Annotated in this window: 21 protein-coding genes; 8 read left to right on the forward strand and 13 right to left on the reverse strand. The window is 60.5% G+C overall.

Features of this window, described 5'->3' with window-relative positions:
- Window positions 1–1,092, forward strand: a complete 1,092-nt coding sequence (locus PSH59_RS23295) for an anhydro-N-acetylmuramic acid kinase (RefSeq protein WP_305393757.1) — start codon at window positions 1–3, stop codon at window positions 1,090–1,092.
- Between the two features lie 75 nt (window positions 1,093–1,167).
- Here the strand turns inward: PSH59_RS23295 and erpA are convergent, their stop codons facing one another.
- Both erpA and argC read right to left on the reverse strand, forming a co-directional pair.
- Window positions 1,168–1,518 (reverse strand): iron-sulfur cluster insertion protein ErpA, encoded by a 351-nt coding sequence (gene erpA / locus PSH59_RS23300; protein ID WP_003176443.1) that lies wholly within the window; start codon window positions 1,516–1,518, stop codon window positions 1,168–1,170.
- 165 nt (window positions 1,519–1,683) lie between these two features.
- On the reverse strand, window positions 1,684–2,718 hold the full coding sequence (gene argC, locus PSH59_RS23305) for an N-acetyl-gamma-glutamyl-phosphate reductase (protein WP_057013901.1): 1,035 nt from the start codon (window positions 2,716–2,718) through the stop codon (window positions 1,684–1,686).
- 133 nt (window positions 2,719–2,851) lie between these two features.
- On the opposite strand from argC, the gene hemJ reads away from it, so the two are divergent.
- From hemJ to coq7, 6 genes are all read left to right on the forward strand, one after another.
- A complete protein-coding gene (gene hemJ, locus PSH59_RS23310) occupies window positions 2,852–3,280 on the forward strand; it encodes a protoporphyrinogen oxidase HemJ (RefSeq protein ID WP_248080223.1) in 429 nt (142 codons plus the stop codon).
- Window positions 3,281–3,304: 24 nt separating this feature from the next.
- Entirely contained in the window at window positions 3,305–4,267 is a 963-nt protein-coding gene (locus tag PSH59_RS23315; protein WP_248080225.1) for a nitronate monooxygenase family protein, read from the forward strand.
- Window positions 4,268–4,336: 69 nt separating this feature from the next.
- Window positions 4,337–5,302 (forward strand): DUF805 domain-containing protein, encoded by a 966-nt coding sequence (locus tag PSH59_RS23320; protein ID WP_248080227.1) that lies wholly within the window; start codon window positions 4,337–4,339, stop codon window positions 5,300–5,302.
- A 60-nt stretch (window positions 5,303–5,362) separates the two neighbouring features.
- Window positions 5,363–6,151 (forward strand): SDR family oxidoreductase, encoded by a 789-nt coding sequence (locus tag PSH59_RS23325; protein ID WP_248080229.1) that lies wholly within the window; start codon window positions 5,363–5,365, stop codon window positions 6,149–6,151.
- A 46-nt stretch (window positions 6,152–6,197) separates the two neighbouring features.
- Window positions 6,198–6,536 carry a histidine triad nucleotide-binding protein gene (locus PSH59_RS23330; protein WP_248080231.1) on the forward strand — a complete coding sequence of 113 codons (339 nt, stop codon included), beginning with the start codon at window positions 6,198–6,200 and terminating at the stop codon, window positions 6,534–6,536.
- A gap of 116 nt (window positions 6,537–6,652) precedes the next feature.
- On the forward strand, window positions 6,653–7,300 hold the full coding sequence (coq7, locus tag PSH59_RS23335) for a 2-polyprenyl-3-methyl-6-methoxy-1,4-benzoquinone monooxygenase (RefSeq protein ID WP_248080233.1): 648 nt from the start codon (window positions 6,653–6,655) through the stop codon (window positions 7,298–7,300).
- 64 nt (window positions 7,301–7,364) lie between these two features.
- Here the strand turns inward: coq7 and PSH59_RS23340 are convergent, their stop codons facing one another.
- Window positions 7,365–7,787: an OsmC family protein gene (locus PSH59_RS23340; RefSeq protein ID WP_003194686.1), complete on the reverse strand. Its 423-nt coding sequence runs from the start codon at window positions 7,785–7,787 to the stop codon at window positions 7,365–7,367.
- A 246-nt stretch (window positions 7,788–8,033) separates the two neighbouring features.
- Between PSH59_RS23340 and crp the strand changes: the two genes are divergently transcribed.
- Window positions 8,034–8,678: a cAMP-activated global transcriptional regulator CRP gene (gene crp / locus PSH59_RS23345; protein ID WP_248080235.1), complete on the forward strand. Its 645-nt coding sequence runs from the start codon at window positions 8,034–8,036 to the stop codon at window positions 8,676–8,678.
- Here crp and PSH59_RS23350 read toward each other — a convergent pair.
- From PSH59_RS23350 to PSH59_RS23395, 10 genes are all read right to left on the reverse strand, one after another.
- A complete protein-coding gene (locus PSH59_RS23350; protein WP_305393758.1) occupies window positions 8,675–9,370 on the reverse strand; it encodes a lipoate--protein ligase family protein in 696 nt (231 codons plus the stop codon). The genes crp and PSH59_RS23350 overlap by 4 nt on opposite strands.
- Before the next feature lie 123 nt (window positions 9,371–9,493).
- Window positions 9,494–10,330 carry an indole-3-glycerol phosphate synthase TrpC gene (gene trpC, locus PSH59_RS23355; protein ID WP_248080239.1) on the reverse strand — a complete coding sequence of 279 codons (837 nt, stop codon included), beginning with the start codon at window positions 10,328–10,330 and terminating at the stop codon, window positions 9,494–9,496.
- A complete protein-coding gene (gene trpD / locus PSH59_RS23360; protein ID WP_305393759.1) occupies window positions 10,327–11,376 on the reverse strand; it encodes an anthranilate phosphoribosyltransferase in 1,050 nt (349 codons plus the stop codon). Before trpD ends, trpC begins: the two co-directional genes overlap by 4 nt.
- A gap of 9 nt (window positions 11,377–11,385) precedes the next feature.
- Window positions 11,386–11,979 (reverse strand): aminodeoxychorismate/anthranilate synthase component II, encoded by a 594-nt coding sequence (locus PSH59_RS23365; protein WP_248080243.1) that lies wholly within the window; start codon window positions 11,977–11,979, stop codon window positions 11,386–11,388.
- A gap of 10 nt (window positions 11,980–11,989) precedes the next feature.
- A complete protein-coding gene (trpE, locus tag PSH59_RS23370) occupies window positions 11,990–13,471 on the reverse strand; it encodes an anthranilate synthase component I (protein ID WP_305393760.1) in 1,482 nt (493 codons plus the stop codon).
- 70 nt (window positions 13,472–13,541) lie between these two features.
- Window positions 13,542–14,360, reverse strand: coding sequence for a phosphoglycolate phosphatase (locus tag PSH59_RS23375; protein ID WP_248080245.1), 819 nt, complete (start codon window positions 14,358–14,360; stop codon window positions 13,542–13,544).
- Window positions 14,357–15,031 carry a ribulose-phosphate 3-epimerase gene (rpe, locus tag PSH59_RS23380; protein ID WP_248080246.1) on the reverse strand — a complete coding sequence of 225 codons (675 nt, stop codon included), beginning with the start codon at window positions 15,029–15,031 and terminating at the stop codon, window positions 14,357–14,359. Before rpe ends, PSH59_RS23375 begins: the two co-directional genes overlap by 4 nt.
- Window positions 15,032–15,115: 84 nt before the next feature.
- Window positions 15,116–16,264 (reverse strand): iron-containing alcohol dehydrogenase, encoded by a 1,149-nt coding sequence (locus PSH59_RS23385; protein ID WP_248080247.1) that lies wholly within the window; start codon window positions 16,262–16,264, stop codon window positions 15,116–15,118.
- A gap of 152 nt (window positions 16,265–16,416) precedes the next feature.
- The gene (locus PSH59_RS23390) at window positions 16,417–17,241 is read right to left on the reverse strand and encodes an ABC transporter permease (protein ID WP_017739612.1); all 825 of its coding nucleotides are present in this window, start codon (window positions 17,239–17,241) and stop codon (window positions 16,417–16,419) included.
- A 12-nt stretch (window positions 17,242–17,253) separates the two neighbouring features.
- Window positions 17,254–18,501: an ABC transporter permease gene (locus PSH59_RS23395; RefSeq protein WP_248080248.1), complete on the reverse strand. Its 1,248-nt coding sequence runs from the start codon at window positions 18,499–18,501 to the stop codon at window positions 17,254–17,256.
- Window positions 18,502–18,666: the final 165 nt, after the last annotated feature.

An 18,666-nucleotide genomic window follows, 5' to 3' on the forward strand; every position in this document is an offset into this window, starting at 1 on the left:
ATGTCGCTCTACATAGGCGTGATGTCGGGCACCAGCCTCGATGGGCTGGATATTGCCCTGATCGAACAAGGCCCGGCGATCAGACTGATCGCTACCCATTACGTCCCCATGCCGGACACCCTGCGCGCAGAGCTGCTTAGCCTGTGCGCCAGCGGCCCGGATGAGATTGCCCGCTCAGCGATGGCCCAGCAGCGCTGGGTCAGCCTCGCAGCCCAGGGTATTCAAGCACTGCTGAAACAGCACAATCTCAAGCCCCTGGACATCCGTGCGATTGGCAGCCATGGCCAGACAATCCGCCACGAACCGGCCCGCGGCTTTACCGTCCAGATCGGCAACCCTGCCATGCTCACCGAGCTGACGGACATCACCGTAGTCAGTGACTTCCGCAGTCGCGACGTCGCAGCAGGCGGCCAGGGTGCGCCGCTGGTGCCAGCCTTTCACGAGGCGTTGTTTGGTGAGAGCACCGGCAATCGTGCGGTATTGAATGTCGGCGGATTCAGCAACCTCAGCCTTATCGAAACCGGCAAGCCCGTAGCCGGCTTCGACTGCGGCCCTGGCAATGTCCTGCTGGACGCCTGGATTCATCTGCAACGTGGCGAGCACTTTGACCGTGATGGCCAATGGGCTGCCAGCGGCAAGGTCGAGCCCCAACTGCTCAATGCGTTGCTAAGTGATCCGTTCTTCCTGACCAAAGGCCCGAAAAGCACCGGTCGCGAAGTGTTCAACCTGCAATGGCTTCGACAGCACCTTGGGCAATTGCCAGCGTTCCAAGCCCAGGACGTCCAGGCGACACTGCTGGAACTCACCGCACAGACCATCGTCGAGTCACTGCAAACGGCACAACCCACGACCGAGACCCTTCTGGTCTGTGGCGGCGGCGCCCATAACGGCACCTTGATGAATCGTCTGGCGACCCTGCTACCGTCCACCCAAGTCAGCAGCACCGCTGCATATGGCGTCGACCCGGACTGGGTCGAAGCCATGGCGTTCGCCTGGCTCGCCCATTGTTGCCTCAACGGCATAGCTGCCAACCGCCCCAGCGTCACCGGCGCGCGCGGGTTACGGGTGCTGGGCGCGATCTACCCGGTCTAAGCCCACACAAAAAAACGCCGCCTGGCCTATCAAAGCCAAGCGGCGTTCTTGATTACGGGTGAATCAGCCTTTCGATCAGATCGAGAACGAAGACCCGCAACCACAAGTGGTGGTGGCATTAGGATTCTTGATCACAAAACGCGACCCCTCCAGACCTTCCTGATAGTCAACCTCGGCACCAGCCAAGTACTGGAAACTCATCGGGTCAACGACCAGGCTTACGCCCTCGCGCTCAACGATGGTGTCGTCGTCGGCTACATCTTCATCGAAGGTAAAACCGTACTGAAACCCTGAACAACCGCCGCCCGTAACGAACACGCGCAGCTTCAAGCGATCATTACCCTCTTCATCGACCAGGCTCTTCACCTTGTGCGCAGCACCGTGGGTGAATTGCAAAGCCGTGGGGGTGAAGGATTCAACGCTCATGCTGATAATCTCCCGGCGTAGCGCCGCCATATGCGTAATGGCGGGCATTATCCGCTTCTCCTAGAAAAGCGGTCAACTATTGTTACGGTATATCAATCCGCATCGCCGCTATCAGAAACACAAAAGGCCCGATCAACGGGCCTTTTGCATGAGCATCAATACGGATTAAGGCAGCATGCCCGCATGGGACAGGCCAAGCTTTTCGTCCAGACCGAACAGGATGTTCATGTTCTGCACGGCCTGCCCTGACGCGCCCTTGACCAAGTTATCGATCACCGACAACACCACCACCAGGTCACCATCCTGCGGACGGTGCACGGCAATACGGCAGACATTGGCACCGCGCACACTGCGGGTTTCCGGGTGGCTGCCGGCCGGCATTACGTCGACGAACGGCTCATTCGCATAACGCTTTTCGAACAAGGCCTGCAGGTCTACCGAACGATCGGTAACCGTCGCGTACAACGTAGAGTGAATACCACGGATCATCGGCGTCAGGTGCGGCACAAAGGTCAGGCCCACATCCTTACCGGCGGCACGGCGCAGCCCCTGGCGAATTTCCGGCAGATGGCGATGACCTTTTACCGCGTAGGCCTTCATGCTTTCCGACGTCTCGGAGTACAACGACCCCACGGCCGCGCCGCGACCGGCACCGCTGACGCCCGATTTGCAGTCTGCGATCAGACGCGAAGCATCAGCGAGCCCGGCTTCAAGCAACGGCAGAAAACCCAGCTGCGTCGCGGTCGGATAGCAACCTGGCACCGCAATAAGGCGCGCCTGCTTGATCTGCTCACGATTGACTTCCGGCAAGCCGTACACCGCCTCTTCCAGCAGTTGCGGCGCGCCGTGCGGTTGGCCGTACCATTTGGCCCACTCATCGGCGTCTTGCAGACGGAAGTCCGCCGACAGGTCGATCACCTTGGTGCCGGCCGCCAGCAACTCACCGGCCAGAGCGTGGGCCACACCGTGGGGCGTGGCGAAGAACACCACGTCACATGCACCAAGGGTCTTGATATCCGGAACACTGAACGCCAGGCCATCGTAGTGACCTCGCAGGTTCGGATACATGTCGGCCACGGCCAGGCCAGCCTCGGATCGAGAGGTGATGACCACCACCTCAGCTTGCGGATGCTGAGCCAACAGACGCAGCAATTCGACACCCGTATACCCCGTGCCGCCGACGATACCGACCTTGACCATAAACCTGCCCTCAACGAACCACTGGAAAGCCGTCGATAATAGGGGCCGTATCGTCCTGCGACAACCGCCAACGTGACGTAAGGACGCATGAGCCACTACTATCTTCGCTACCGTGAACCTGGGAATAACTAAAATGCTCTATCTATGGGTCAAAGCCTTCCACATCGTCAGCATCGTCTGCTGGTTTGCCGGGCTGTTCTACCTGCCGCGCCTGTTCGTCTACCACGCTCAAAGCGAGGACACGGTCAGCAAGGAACGCTTCAGCGTCATGGAGCGCAAGCTGTACCGTGGCATCATGGGCCCGGCGATGCTTGCCAGCCTGGCGTTCGGCATCTGGCTGATCGCTCTTAACCCCGGCATCTTCAGCATGGGCGGGTGGATTCACGCCAAACTCACCCTGGTGGTGTTGCTGATCGGCTACCACCATATGTGTGGCGCCCAGGTAAAACGCTTTGCCCGTGGCGAAAACACCCGCAGCCATGTCTTTTATCGCTGGTTCAATGAAGTCCCAGTTCTGTTATTGCTGGCTATCGTAATTTTGGTCGTGGTCAAACCGTTCTAACTTCAATGACTCGGGGTACCTCACATGTCGCTGCCCGCTCTGCTTGAACAACGTTTGCGCCTGCCCGTCGTGGTGGCGCCGATGTTCCTGATTTCCAATCCGCAACTGGTCCTCGCGTGTTGCCGCAATGGCGTAGTCGGCAGTTTCCCGGCCCTCAACCAACGCGAGAGCAGTGGTTTCAAGGCCTGGCTGGAGGAAATCGAAGCGGGCCTGGCCCTGTTGGACAACCCCGCGCCCTACGCCGTCAACCTCATCGTGCATAACAGCAACCCACGTCTGGAGGCGGATCTGGCGATCTGCGTCGAGCACAAAGTGCCGATCGTGATCACCAGCCTGGGCGCAGTCAAAGAACTGGTGGATGCAGTACACAGCTACGGCGGGCTGGTATTCCATGATGTCACTACACGACGCCACGCCGAAAAAGCCGCTGAAGCCGGTGTCGATGGCCTGATCGCCGTCGCTGCCGGCGCGGGTGGGCATGCTGGCACCTGGAGCCCGTTCTCGCTGATAGCCGAGATTCGTCAGTTCTTCGACAAAACCCTGCTGCTGGCTGGCTGCCTCAACCATGGGCATGAGGTCCTGGCCGCCCAGTTGCTGGGCGCAGACCTGGCTTATTTCGGCACTCGCTTTATCGGTACCACTGAAAGCCACGCGCCAGATGCGTATAAAGAGATGCTGCTCACATCGCGCGCCGCCGACATCGTGCACACTCCCGCAGTCTCCGGTGTGCCGGCTAGCTTTATGCGCCAAAGTCTGGAAAATGCCGGCTTCGACCTCGCGGCCCTGCAAGGTAAGGGCGAAGTCAACTTCGGTTCCAAGCTCAAGCCGTTGAGCGACGAAGCCAAGGCTTGGAAGACCGTATGGTCCGCCGGCCAGGGCGTCGGAGGGATTAACGATTTGCCGGGCGTCGATGAACTCGTTGCCCGCCTGGATGCCGAATACCGCAAGGCTCGCGAGCAGGCAGCACAGTTACGCTGGCCACGCTGAACCTACCGCAAGGTCTGCTGCTTGAGTGGACCGCGCGCCCCCTAATTGTTGGATGACAAGGATGCCCGCATGAGCGACAACCGTTTCAAGATTGTGTTTGATGGAGGCTTGCTTCCGGGTGTTGAGAGCACTACGGCCAAGCTGAACCTGGCCGAACTGTTCAAGAGCACCGTCGAGGAAATCGAAAAACTCTTCACCGGTCGCCCGGTTGCACTGAAGCGCGACCTGTCGCGCCCCGATGCCGAAACCTACCTTACTGCACTGAAGAACGCCGGCGTGGACGCGCGTATCGAAGCCGAACAGCCAGTCGCGTTCAGCCTCGCCGAAACCCATGAGACGAGCTCCAGCGCACCGGACTTCTCCAGCCCTGCCGCCTCACCCTACGCACCGCCGCGTGCAACCGTAGGTGAAAATCTCCCGGAGTACGCCGAGCTCAAGGTATTCACCATCAACGGGCGTATCGGTCGCCTGCGGTACCTGGCATGGACGCTGGTACTGACTGTCGCAATGCTCGTGGCTGCGGGCATTATCAGCACCGTGGGCTTCGCCATCGCGACAGCGTCGCCGACGATCGCCATCATTCTCGGTTCTCTGCTGGGTTTGGCGCTGTTCGTTGCGCTGGTTGTGGTCAGCGTTCAAATCGGTGTGCAACGTTTGCACGACCTGGGCTGGTCAGGCTGGTTGTACCTGCTGAACCTGGTTCCGCTGGTGAACAGCATTTTCCCACTGCTGCTGCTGGTGCTGCCGGGTAATACGGGCGCCAACCAATACGGCGCACCACCACCGCGCAACAGCACTGCGGTCAAGGTCCTCGCCTGGCTGTGGCTGGCGTTCATCCCGCTGATACTCATTGTCGTGGTGTCGCTGGGTATGAACGGCTACCTGGACCAACTCGAAGCCAATGTGGACAGCAGCTACGAAAGCAGCTCGATCACCTCCGACGAAGACGCCGACCAAAGCGTGATCGTTGAGGAAGAAGACGCGCAAAGTGCTGACGAAGCGGCCGAACCTGTAGACTCCCCGGAAGAACAGTAAAGAAACGCCCCCCTCCGTGATGCCTCTATCATTGATGGGGGCGTTGCGATGGAGAAAGGCATGACCCGTTACGCTCTGATCACCGGTGCCTCCAGCGGCATCGGCCTGGCCTTGGCCGAAGCCTTGGCCCGTCGCGGCCGCAGCTTGATTTTGGTAGCCCGCCAGCGTGATCAGTTGGAAAGCATTGCACTCGAATTGACTCAACGCTTCGGCGTCGAGGTGCTACTGCGCGCCTGCGACCTGGGAGAGCCGCTGCGCTTGTCCGGGTTTCTGCTGGAGCTTGAGGAAGGCGAGCGACAGATCGACTTGCTGGTCAACTGCGCCGGCATCGGTACCAGCGGGCCTTTCCTGGCCCAGGACTGGATGACCGAGCAAGACCTTATCGAAGTCAATATCCTCGCTCTCACCCGTATGTGCCACGCAGTGGGCAACACCATGGCGCTGCACGGCGGCGGGCAGATCCTCAATGTCGCCTCGATTGCGGCGTTCCAACCCGGCCCATGGATGAGTAGCTACTACGCCAGCAAAGCGTATGTGCTGCACTTCTCCGAAGGGTTGCGCGAAGAGCTCAAAAGCTGCGGCATCAAGGTCTCGGTGCTGTGCCCGGGCCCAACCCGCACCGCGTTCTTTGGCACCGCGCAAATGGACACCGCCAAGCTCGACCGCAGCGAACTGCTCATGAGCCCGGAAGAGGTCGCGCTGTATACCGTGCGAGCGCTGCAACGAAACAAAGCCATCATCATTCCCGGCCGCCGCAACCGTTGGCTGGCCTTCAGCCCGCGCTTGAGCCCACGCTGGCTGACCCGCAAGATCGCCGGCGCGATCAACAAGGCCTATTGCCCGCGCTGATAGCCTGAGTACACTCCCCCTGCACGTACATAATGGAGAAACAGCTGTGGATACTCTGTTCACCAAGATCATCAACAGAGAAATACCCGCCAAGATTATCTACGAAGATGACCAAGTCCTGGCCTTCCACGATATCGCCCCTCAGGCACCGGTACATTTTCTGGTGATCCCGAAGAAACCAATCCGCACCCTCAATGACCTCAAGGAAGAAGACAAGGCACTGGCCGGGCATATCCTGTTCACGGCCCAGCGCCTGGCGCTTGAACTCGGCTGCGAGGAAGGATTCCGAGTCGTCATGAACTGTAATGAACTGGGCGGGCAAACCGTCTATCACATCCATATGCACGTGCTGGGTCAGCGCCAGATGAACTGGCCACCAGGCTGACCGGTCTTTGGGTGCGGCGCGCCGCAGGCTGCGCCCCACCCTGCCTTTGACTCAGCGCAAACGCTCCCCCCTCTCTTGCGGTAAACTGGCCGCCGAGATTCTTCCCGGAGGTCAGCATGACTACCCAACGTCACTACTCGCCGATTGATCGTCTGTTGCTGCAAGCCGACACGGCCATGCGCACATTGTTGCCTTTCAGCGGCCAGCCCTACCGTCCGTCGCCCGCCATCGTGCAACCTGACGCACAAATGAGCGAGACAGAGACCCGTCATGTCGCCGGCCTTATGCGCATCAACCATACCGGCGAAGTGTGTGCCCAGGCGCTTTACCAGGGCCAGGCCCTGACCGCCAAGCTGCCGCAGGTACGCGCCGCTATGGAGCATGCCGCCGAGGAAGAAATCGACCACCTGGCCTGGTGCGAACAGCGTATTCGCCAACTGGGCAGCCATCCCAGCGTACTCAACCCACTGTTTTATGGTTTGTCGTTCGGCATTGGCGCGGCGGCGGGGCTGATCAGCGACAAGGTCAGCCTCGGTTTCGTCGCCGCGACAGAACACCAAGTGTGCAAGCACCTGGATGAGCACCTTGAGCAATTGCCCGTCGAAGACGAAAAGTCCCGGGCGATTCTCGAGCAAATGCGCATCGATGAAGAACATCACGCAGAAAGCGCATTGGATGCCGGCGGCTTTCGCTTTCCGGCGCCGGTTAGATTCGGCATGAGTCTGATGGCCAAGGTCATGACCAAAAGTACCTACCGCATCTGACCCAATCCGCAGCTACAAAAAAGGGCGCTATCAAGCGCCCTTTTTTGTAGCTGCGGATTGGCAATCAACCCAGTTCGATAATCTCGTAATCATGGGTGATCACCACGCCGGCCGCGCCGAGCATGATCGATGCCGAACAGTACTTCTCGGCCGACAGTTCGATGGCGCGCTTGACTTGCGCTTCCTTCAACGCACGCCCTTTCACCACGAAGTGCATGTGGATCTTGGTGAACACCTTCGGATCTTCAGTGGCGCGCTCGGCTTCCAGGAAGGCTTCGCAGCTTTCTACGGCCTGGCGGGATTTTTTCAGGATGCTGACCACGTCGAAATTGCTGCAACCGCCTACGCCAAGCAGGAGCATTTCCATCGGACGTACGCCCAGGTTGCGGCCACCGGCTTCCGGCGGACCATCCATGACCACAACATGGCCACTGCCCGACTCACCGAGGAACATGGCTTCGCCCGCCCATTGGATGCGTGCCTTCATCGCCCAGACTCCACTGCTAAAAAAGGGTCGCCAGCTTAGCACAGGGCCCACTGGCGGCAGCATTTCCCGGCAAAGCGATCAATAACCCAGGCTTGCCAGGTAAATTCGCTAATCGAGTCAGGATGTGTCTGGTAAGCTGGCGCCAAATGAGTGGCGCATTGCCACCCTTCATACAGCGTGTATCAATGCCGATACCGCTGAGTACAACAATTCCAACCCCATCGCGCGCCTTTTCGGGATACAACCATGGTTGCTTTTACGCCCATACCCAAGATTAAGAATCTCGACAAGCTGCTGATGCATTGCCAGCGCCGGCGCTATCCGGCCAAGCACAACATCATCTGTGCCGGCGAGCGTTCCGAAACGCTGTTCTTCATTATCAAGGGGTCGGTCACTATCCTGATCGAAGACGAAGACGGTCGCGAAATGATCATCGCCTACCTCAATACCGGGGACTTCTTTGGCGAGCTGGGGTTGTTTGAACAAGCAGGCAAGGAACAAGAACGCAGCGCCTGGGTGCGCGCCAAGGTCGAATGCGACGTGGCCGAGATCAGCTACACCAAATTTCGCGAACTGGCCCAACATGACCCCGACATTCTCTACGCCCTCAGCGGCCAGATCGCCCAGCGTCTGCGCGACACCACACGCAAGGTCGGCGACCTGGCGTTCTTCGACGTCACCGGCCGCGTAGCCCGCTGCCTGCTGGAATTGTGCAAGCAACCCGACGCCATGACTCACCCCGACGGCATGCAGATCAAAGTCACGCGCCAGGAAATCGGGCGCATTGTTGGCTGCTCAAGGGAGATGGTCGGCCGCGTACTCAAGGACTTGGAAGAGCGCAACCTGGTGAACGTCAAAGGCAAGACGATGGTGGTGTTCGGTACCCGTTAAACCGGCAGGAAACTGGCCAGCATCTGACGGTACAAGGTATCCAGCCGGCCAATGGCGTCCGGCGCCGGGAAGACTTCGTGCAGGGCAATATGACTGTCGGCCCGCACACGCTGGTCGAGACCACACGCTTCATTAAAACGGTTGACCGCGGCAATCAGCGCTTCGCGATCGTTATCCAGCAACAACGCTCCGTGCACCAACCCCACCGGGCGCCCACCGCTTTGCCGCCAGCGCTGGGCGGTGCCGACCATTTTGCGGCCATCGAGATTGACGTTATAGCGACCGTCGCAAAACGCCCCATCGATTTCACCCACAGAGGCATCGCCGCCTAACTCGATCAGCAAGTCGCAGATCGGCTGACATAAACGTTGGTAACCGGTTTCGATACGCCCCTGGTCGCCTTCACTGCGCGGCGGTGCGTAGACCAGGGCGATATTCACCGTGGCGGCCGACTGCGGCACTGGCTCGCCACCGGTCTCGCGCAGCAGCACCGGCCAACCGGCGTCAGCCGAGAGCTGGCTGGCCTTATCAAAATGGGGAAGGCGACTGAGGCGACGCGGCATGACCAAGGCTTGATCGCTGGGCTGCCAGAACAACAGACCGAACGCCTGATCACCTGCGCACACTGCCGCCAGCAAAGCCTGCTCGGCGGCGAGCCCTGCTTCGACAGTCATCTTTACGGGCTGAGTCATCGAACGCCTACCTATCCGGGGAACAATGTGGGAGGGGGCTTTGCGCCCGATAGCGGAGGATCAGTCAACAGACGCAGTGACTGGAACCCTGCAATCGTGGGCAAGCCCTCTCCCACATTCGGGTCAGTCCAGAGTCGAACCGCTGACCGACACACCACGCTCCGGGAAGAACAGACGTTGCAGTTCGGCGCCCGGGTTTTCGGCACGCATGAACGTCTCGCCCACCAGGAACGAATACACGTCGCTGATTTCCATCAACTCCACGTCGGCGCGATTGACGATGCCACTCTCGGTGATCACCAGGCGGTCGCGTGGAATGCGCGGCAGCAGGTCGAGGGTGTTTTCCAGGCTGACTTCGAAAGTATGCAAATTACGGTTGTTGACCCCCACCAGCGGCGTGTCGAGGGTTTTCAGCGCACGCTCCAGCTCATCGCCGTCGTGTACTTCCACCAACACATCCAGGCCGACGCTTTTGGCCACGGCGGCCAATTCGGCCATCTTCACGTCATCCAGGGCAGAGACGATCAACAACACGCAATCGGCACCCAACGCACGGGCTTCGACGATCTGGTACGGATCGACCATGAAATCCTTGCGGATCACCGGCAACTTGCACGCGGCGCGGGCCTGTTGCAGGAACAGGTCGGAGCCCTGGAAGAAATCGATATCGGTCAGTACCGACAGGCACGTCGCGCCGCCCTTTTCATAGCTGGCCGCGATTTCAGCCGGTACAAAGTTCTCGCGGATCACGCCTTTGCTTGGCGAGGCCTTTTTAATCTCGGCAATCACCGCCGGCTGCTTCTTTTTCGCCTGAGCGATCAGGGCATTGGCAAAACCGCGCGGCGCATCGGCCGCTTTCGCTTGGGCTTCAAGCTCCGAGAGGCTCACGCGCGCGCGGCGCTCGGCGACCTCTTCGGCTTTGCGGGCAAGGATTTTTTCCAGAACGGTCGGCACGCTCATCCTTCATTCTCCATCTTGAATACGGCGGTGAATGCTCCGAGTTCTTCGAGCTTCTCGCGAGCCAGACCGGTGTGCAGTGCATCGTGGGCCAATGCGACACCTTCTTTAAGACTATAGGCATGGTCGGCTGCGTAAAGTGCCGCGCCAGCATTCAGAACAATCATCTCCGCTGCCTTTTGACCGTTCTCGGTCTTGCGTCGACCCAAGGCATCACGAATCAGTTCCAGGGACGCCGCCGGGCTTTCCACCGCCAGACCGTGCAGGCTCTGGCTTTTCATGCCCAGGTCTTCGGGTTCGACCCAGTACTCGGTGATCTGGTCATTCTTCAGCTCCGCCACGAAGGTCGGCGCGGCCAGACTGAACTCGTCCAGGCCGTCTTTGGAGTGCACCACCAGCACATGCTTGCTGCCCATGCGTTGCAGCACCTCGGCCAATGGCCGGCACAGCGCCTGGCTGAACACTCCGACGATCTGGTGCTTCACACCGGCCGGATTCGTAAGCGGGCCGAGCATGTTGAACAGGGTACGCAGACCCAGGTCTTTACGCGGGCCGGCGGCGTGTTTCATTGCACCGTGGTGCGACTGGGCGAACATGAAGCCGATGCCGACGTTATCGATGCAACGCGCCACCTGCACCGGCGTGAGGTTCAGGTAGATACCCGCCGCTTCCAACAGGTCGGCGCTGCCGCTCTTGCCCGACACCGCACGGTTACCGTGTTTGGCCACGGTGCAACCCGCCGCCGCAACCACAAACGACGACGCCGTCGACACGTTGAAGATATTCGCACCGTCACCGCCGGTGCCAACCACGTCGACCACACCGTCGAGGGTCTTGAGCTCAACTTTGTCCGCCAATTCGCGCATCACCGAAACGGCGCCGACGATTTCATCGATGCTTTCGCTCTTCATGCGCATGGCCATCATGAACGCGCCGATCTGCGCGTCAGTGCATTGACCGGTCATGATTTCGCGCATCACGTCGCTCATTTCAGCGGTGGTCAGGTCCAGATGGCCGACGATACGGCTCAGGGCAGTCTTGATATCCATGGAAAGTCCTTAGCGCGTGCCGCCGCTCTGCTTGAGAAAATTAGCGAACAGCTCGTAGCCCTGCTCGGTGAGGATTGACTCCGGGTGAAATTGCACCCCTTCGATATTCAGTGTCTTGTGACGCAGGCCCATGATTTCGTCGACCGAGCCATCTTCCAGCTGGGTCCACGCGGTCAGTTCCAGGCAGTCCGGCAGGGTTTCGCGCTTGACCACAAGCGAGTGGTAGCGCGTCACCGTCACCGGGTTATTCAGTGCCTGAAACACACCCAGGTCTTTATGGAACACCGGGCTGGTCTTGCCGTGCATCACCTGACGCGCGCGCACCACGTCGCCGCCAAACGCCTGGCCGATGGACTGGTGGCCCAGGCAAACGCCCAGGATCGGCAGCTTGCCAGCGAAATACCGGATGGCTTCAAGGGAAATACCGGCCTCGGTCGGCGTGCACGGGCCCGGCGAGACCACGATGCGCTCGGGGTTCAGCGCAGCGATTTCGGCCACGCTCAGTTCGTCGTTGCGCACCACCTTGACCTCGGCACCCAGTTCGCCCAGGTACTGCACAACGTTGTAGGTAAAGGAGTCGTAGTTATCGATCATCAGCAACATGGGGGAAACCTCAGGAATTGGGGGTCTGTTCAGCCAGCGCAACGGCGCGGAACATCGCGCGGCGCTTGTTCAGGGTTTCTTCCCATTCGAGGGCCGGCACCGAGTCGGCGACAATCCCGCCACCGGCCTGCACGTGCAGCTCCCCGTCCTTGATCACGGCCGTGCGGATCGCAATGGCGGTGTCCATGTTGCCGTTCCAGGCGAAATACCCCACGGCGCCGCCGTAGACGCCGCGCTTGACCGGTTCCAGCTCGTCGATGATTTCCATCGCACGGATCTTCGGCGCACCCGACAAGGTGCCGGCCGGCAGAATCGCGCGCAACGCGTCCATCGCGGTCAACCCGGCTTTCAGTTCGCCGGTGACGTTGGACACGATGTGCATCACGTTGGAATAACGCTCGATGACCATCTTTTCGGTCAATTTCACCGAGCCGATTTCCGAGACGCGGCCGGTGTCGTTGCGGCCCAGGTCGATCAGCATCAAGTGCTCGGCGATTTCCTTGTCGTCGCTGAGCAGGTCTTCTTCCAGCGCCAGGTCGGCCTCTTCGGTCGCGCCACGTGGGCGGGTGCCGGCGATCGGGCGCACGGTGATCAGGTTGTCTTCGACGCGCACCAGCACTTCCGGCGAACTGCCCACCACGTGAAAGTCACCAAAGTTGAAGAAGTACATGTACGGCGTCGGGTTGAAGCAGCGCAGCGCCCGGTACAGATCGATAGGCGCGGCCTTGAAGTCGATGGACATCCGTTGCGATGGCACCACCTGCATGCAGTCGCCGGCGAGGATGTATTCCTTGATGGTGTCCACGGCGCGCTCGTAGTCAGCCTGGGTAAAGCTTGAACGAAAGATCGGGTCGGCCGCCGGTGGACGGCTGAGGTCCAGGCCACGACGCGGGGTGATCGGCTGACGCAGTTTTTCCAGCAGCGCTTCAAGGCTCGCCTGGCCTTGCTCGAAGGCATCCGCCCGGGCCGGGTCGGCCAGCACAATCGCGTGCATTTTGCCGGCAAGGTTATCGAACACCACCACCGCATCGGAGACCATCAGCAGAATGTCCGGCACCCCCAGCGGGTCCGGGTTCGGGCATTTGCCCAGGCGCTTTTCCACATAACGCACGCAGTCGTAGCCGAAATAACCCACCAGGCCGCCATTGAAGCGTGGCAGACCGGGGATGGTCGGTACGTTGTAGCGCGCCTTGAAGGTTTCGACAAAGGCCAGCGGGTCTTCAACCTCGTGGCTTTCGATCTCGATGCCGTCATGGGTGATGCTCACATGATGGTCATGCACCCGCATCACAGTGCGGCATGGCAGGCCGATGATCGAATAACGCCCCCACTTCTCGCCGCCCTGCACCGACTCCAACAGATAGGAGTTAGGCTCGTCGGCCAGTTTGAGGTAGATCGACAGCGGTGTGTCGAAGTCGGCCAGGGTTTCGCAGGCCAGGGGAATACGGTTATAGCCGGCAGCGGCCAAACGCAGGAATTCTTCGCGGATCATGAGGTGCCTCGTGGTGTGAGGGTCTAACAGTCAGGTAGGCAAACGTGCCGCGGAGCGCGGCCGGGATCAGTCAGGCGCGCCAACGCCAGCGGGCCAGGGCCTTGATGACTTTCATCCAGAGTTTGCGAGTGACCACCACGATGGGATTTCCAGAAGGGGACGGATCGGTATCGGGCAACGTTATCTCAGCGCCCGCTCCCAAGCAACCGGGGATTAGCAGTCGCAGGTCATCAATCACCAGTGCCGGCGACTCTTCGGCAATCGGCCGACCGTGGTTGTAGCCATAGCTCAAGGCTACGCACTGCACGCCCGCGGCTTTGGCCGCCTGCACATCGCTGCGTGAATCGCCGACGAACAACGACTGAGACGCCGGGATATTGGCCATTTTCATCACAAAAAACAGCGCCGCCGGATCAGGTTTCTTCTGCGGCAGGGTATCGCCACCGATGATCCAGCGAAAATACCGGCCGATTTTCATCTGATCCAACAGCGGCGCGACGAAACGCTCCGGCTTGTTGGTGATCAGGGCCATTTCCACGCCCTGTTTGCTCAGCCACTTGAGCGTGTCGCGTACGCCGGGGTAAACCACGGTCAGTTCGTGGCCGCCTTCGTACGCGGCGTTGAACAACTCAAGGGCGTGCTCGGCCTCACGCTCATCGACCCCGTCAGCATCGATATGGTTGGCCAGGGCCCGGCGCACCAGCATCTGGGCGCCATTGCCGACCCAGTCGCGTACCGACTCGAGCCCCGCAGGCTTGCGCCCCAGTTTGAGCAGCATCTCATCCACCGCTGCCGCCAGGTCAGGCACCGAGTCGATCAACGTACCGTCCAGATCGAACATCACCAGCCGTGGCAGTTTGCCGGGGAACAACTGCTCAAAGCCGCTCATGGACGCGCCAGGGCCAGTTCGGCACGCATCTTGTCGATGACCTCCTGATAGTTCGGTGCATTGAAGATCGCCGAACCGGCGACGAACGTGTCGGCGCCGGCAGCGGCGATTTCACGGATATTGTTGACGTTGACCCCACCGTCGATTTCCAGGCGGATATCACGACCCGATGCATCAATCAACGCGCGGGCTTCTCGTAGTTTATCGAGGGTACCGGGAATGAATTTCTGCCCGCCGAAGCCTGGGTTGACGCTCATCAGCAGCACCATGTCGACCTTGTCCATCACGTACTTGAGCACGTCCAGCGGGGTGGCCGGGTTGAACACCAGGCCCGCCTTGCAGCCGCCTTCGCGGATCAATTGCAGGGTGCGGTCGACGTGCAGCGAGGCTTCCGGGTGGAAGGTGATGTAGGTGGCGCCGGCGTCGATGAAATCACCGATGATGCGGTCCACCGGGCTGACCATCAAATGCGCATCGATGGGCGCGGTGACGCCATATTTGCGCAGCGCCGCGCAGACCATCGGACCGATGGTCAGGTTGGGCACGTAGTGGTTGTCCATGACATCGAAGTGCACGAAGTCGGCACCGGCGGCCAACACGTTATCCACTTCCTCACCCAGACGGGCGAAATCGGCGGAGAGAATCGATGGGGCAATAACGAAGGGCTGCATGACGCACCTTTTCTGAGCTAAATCACGATGGCGCGCATTGTATACCTCATGCTTTGCCCTGCGCACCGTGACCTGTCTCAATGGCTAGTAAGCGGCCCGGTAGATTTTTTCGATATCCGCCACGCTGAGCTTGCGCGGGTTGTTGCGCATCAGCCGTTCGATCCCCGCAGCTTCGGCAGCCATGGCCGGGATCGCGTCTTCGGCAATCCCGAAACTGCGCAATCCTGCCGGGATCTCTACTGCGGCACACAGTCGCGTCATGGCCTCGACGGCCTGGTCCGCCGCCTCATTGACACTCAGCCCGGCAACGTTGACGCCCATGGCCTGGGCGATGTCCTGCATGCGTTCCACACAGGCCAGCTTGTTCCAGTGCATCACATAGGGCAGCAACAACGCGTTGCTGACGCCATGGGCGATATTGAAACGCCCGCCCAACGGATAGGCCAAGGCATGTACCGCGCCCACCCCGGCGTTGCCGAAGGCCATGCCGGCCATCAGGCTGGCGGTGGCCATATCGTCGCGGGCCTGCAGGTTGGCCGGGTTGGCGTAAGCCTTGGGAAGCGCCTTGGCAATGAGCTTGATCGCGCCAATGGCCAAGGCATCGGTGATCGGCGAAGCATTCAGCGACAGGTAGGCTTCAATCGCATGCACCAGCGCATCCACGCCACTGGCGGCGGTGACGCTGCGCGGGCAGGTGAGGGTCATTTGCGGGCTGATCAGCGCCACGTCCGGCAGCAGGTAGTCACTGACGATACCCTTTTTCAACTGCGCAACCTTGTCCGAGAGGATCGCCACATTGGTCACCTCCGAGCCGGTGCCGGCCGTGGTGGGAATGGCGATCAGCGGCGGGCCTTTGCGCGGCACCTGGTCGACACCGAACAAGTCCGCCAGCGCGCCGTGGTACCCGGCATAGGCGGCCACGCTCTTGGCGATGTCGATGGCACTGCCGCCGCCCAGACCGATCAGGCCGTCGTGCCCGCCGTCGCGGTAGGCCTGCATGCAGTCTTCGACGATGGCGATTTCCGGGTCGGGCAGCACGCGGTCGAAGATTTCGTAACTGCGCTCGCCCAGGTGCTCAAGCGCCAGCGCCACGGTGCCGGATTTGACCAGCACCGCGTCAGTGACAATCAGCGGGTTATCTACGTCCAGTCGGGTGAGTTCGGCGGCCAGTTGCTCGATGGCGCCAGCGCCGGTCAACAGCTTGTGGGCGATCTTGAATGAGGAAGTACTCATGTGCGCGGCCTCTTATTCTGAAATGGGCTGGCACAAGAGTAGCTTGGTATTTGAGGTTGCCTAGCATTCAGAAGCTGAATGGTCTTGCTGGCCCACCACACAACCACTGTGGAAGGGGCTTAGCCCTCCCACATTTTGATCGCTTCCAGGTTTTAGACCTGGGCCGTACGCAGTTTTTCGCTACGTCCACGCAGCCATTCCAGGGTCAGCAACAGCAACACCGAGAAGGCAATCAGCAAGGTCGCGGCTGCCGCGATCGTCGGGCTGAGGTTTTCGCGGATACCGCTGAACATCTGCCGTGGCAGGGTTGCTTGCTCGGGGCCGGCGAGGAACAGCGTCACCACCACCTCATCGAACGAGGTGGCAAAGGCGAACAGCGCCCCGGAAATCACCCCGGGCGCAATCAGCGGCAACGTCACTCGACGAAACGCGGTCAATGGCGAAGCCCCCAGACTGGCCGCGGCTCGCACCAGGTTATGGTTGAACCCTTGCAACGTCGCCGACACGGTGATGATCACGAAGGGCACGCCGAGCACGGCATGCACCACAATCAGCGAGAAGAAGCTGTTACCCAGGCCCAGCGGCGCAAAGAACAGATAACTGGCCACACCGATGATCACCACCGGCACCACCATGGGCGAAATTACCAGGGCCATGACCAGCGCCTTGCCGGGGAAATTGCCACGGGTCAGGCCGATCGCCGCCAGGGTCCCGAAGACCATGGCCAGCACCGTGGCCGCGGGGGCCACGATGATGCTGTTTTTCAGGGCACGCATCCATTCGGCCGAGGCGAAGAAGTCCTGATACCAGTGCAGTGAGAAGCCTTGCAGCGGGTACACCAGGAAGCTGCCGCTGTTGAACGACAGCGGGATGATCACCAGCACGGGCAGGATCAGGAACAACAGGATCAGACCGCAGAGGATCCGCAAGCTGTAGAACCACACCCGTTCCACGGGGGACATATAAGGGCTCAGCATCGCAAGGTCTCCTCAGCTCAGGCGCAGGCGGCTGGCGCCGACCAGTCGGTTGTAGATCAGGTACAGCACCACGGTCGCCAGCAGCAGCAAGCCACCCAGCGCTGTCGCCATGCCCCAGTTGATACTGGTGTTGGTGTAGAAGGCCACGAAGTAGCTGACCATCTGGTCGTTCGGGCTGCCCAGCAAGGCCGGGGTGATGTAGTAACCAATCGCCAGGATGAACACCAACAGGCAACCGGCGCCAACGCCGGCGTAGGTCTGCGGGAAGTACACGCGCCAGAAGCTGGTGAACGGGTGGCAGCCCAGGGAAATCGCCGCACGCATGTAGGTGGGTGAGATGCCTTTCATCACGCTGTAGATCGGCAGGATCATGAACGGCAGCAGGATATGCACCATGGAGATGTAGACACCGGTGCGGTTGAACACCAGCTCCATGGGTTTGTCGATCAGGCCCATGCCCATCAACGCGCTGTTGATCAAGCCGCCCGATTGCAGCAGCACGATCCACGCAGCGACCCGCACCAGGATCGAGGTCCAGAACGGCAACAACACCAGAATCATCAGCAAATTGCTCTTACGCGCCGGCAGGTTAGCCAGCAGGTAAGCCAGGGGGTACGCCAGCAGCAGGCAGATGGCGGTGATTACCAGGCCCATCCAGAACGTGCGGGCGAAAATATCCAGGTAGATCGCCTGGTCCGGGGTGGCTGGGGCGATTTCGCCCAGGTCGTCGATACGGTGATCGACGGCCGCCAGCAGATAGTACGGCGTCAGGCTGCTGGTATTGCGCCGGATCGCCTGCCAGTACGCCGGGTCGCCCCAGCGTTCGTCGAGGTTTTCCAGCGCTTCTTTATAAGAGGCCGGCGCTTCGGTAAACGGCAGCGCCCGCGCGGTTTTGGTCAGCAGGCTGCGATAGCCGGCCAGTTCCATGTTCAAGCGTTTGGACAGATCGCCCAAGGTCTGTTTTTTGCGAGCCTCGCCCAGGTCCTCACTGAGGGCCTGATACACCGGTTCGCCCGGCAAGCCACGGCCATCCCAGGCCTTCACCGCCACCACGGTACGCGGCAAACCGCCCACCACCTCCTCGTTGCCGACGCTCTTGAACAATAACGCGACAATCGGCACCAGGAACACCAGCAGCAAAAACAGCACCAGCGGCGCAATCAAGGCCTGGGCCTTCCAGCGATTGAGCCGCTCGGCACGCGCCAGGCGCTGCTTGAGGGTGGGGCTGTTGACCTCGTTCGAGGGAACGGCGATGGCCATGGCTAACTCCGAAATACAAAAAAATGACGATAAACCTGTGCCTGGGCTCTGAGGCTGTGGTGAGCAGGAGAGGCCTGCGGTTTTTGGCACTGCTTCGCAGTCCCGCGCGGGGCAAGCCCGCTCACCACAGACATCTACTCACCACATAAATCCGCTCACCACGGG

It is taken from the genome of Pseudomonas sp. FP2309 (genome assembly GCF_030687575.1).
In the GTDB taxonomy this organism is placed as follows: Bacteria; Pseudomonadota; Gammaproteobacteria; order Pseudomonadales; family Pseudomonadaceae; genus Aquipseudomonas.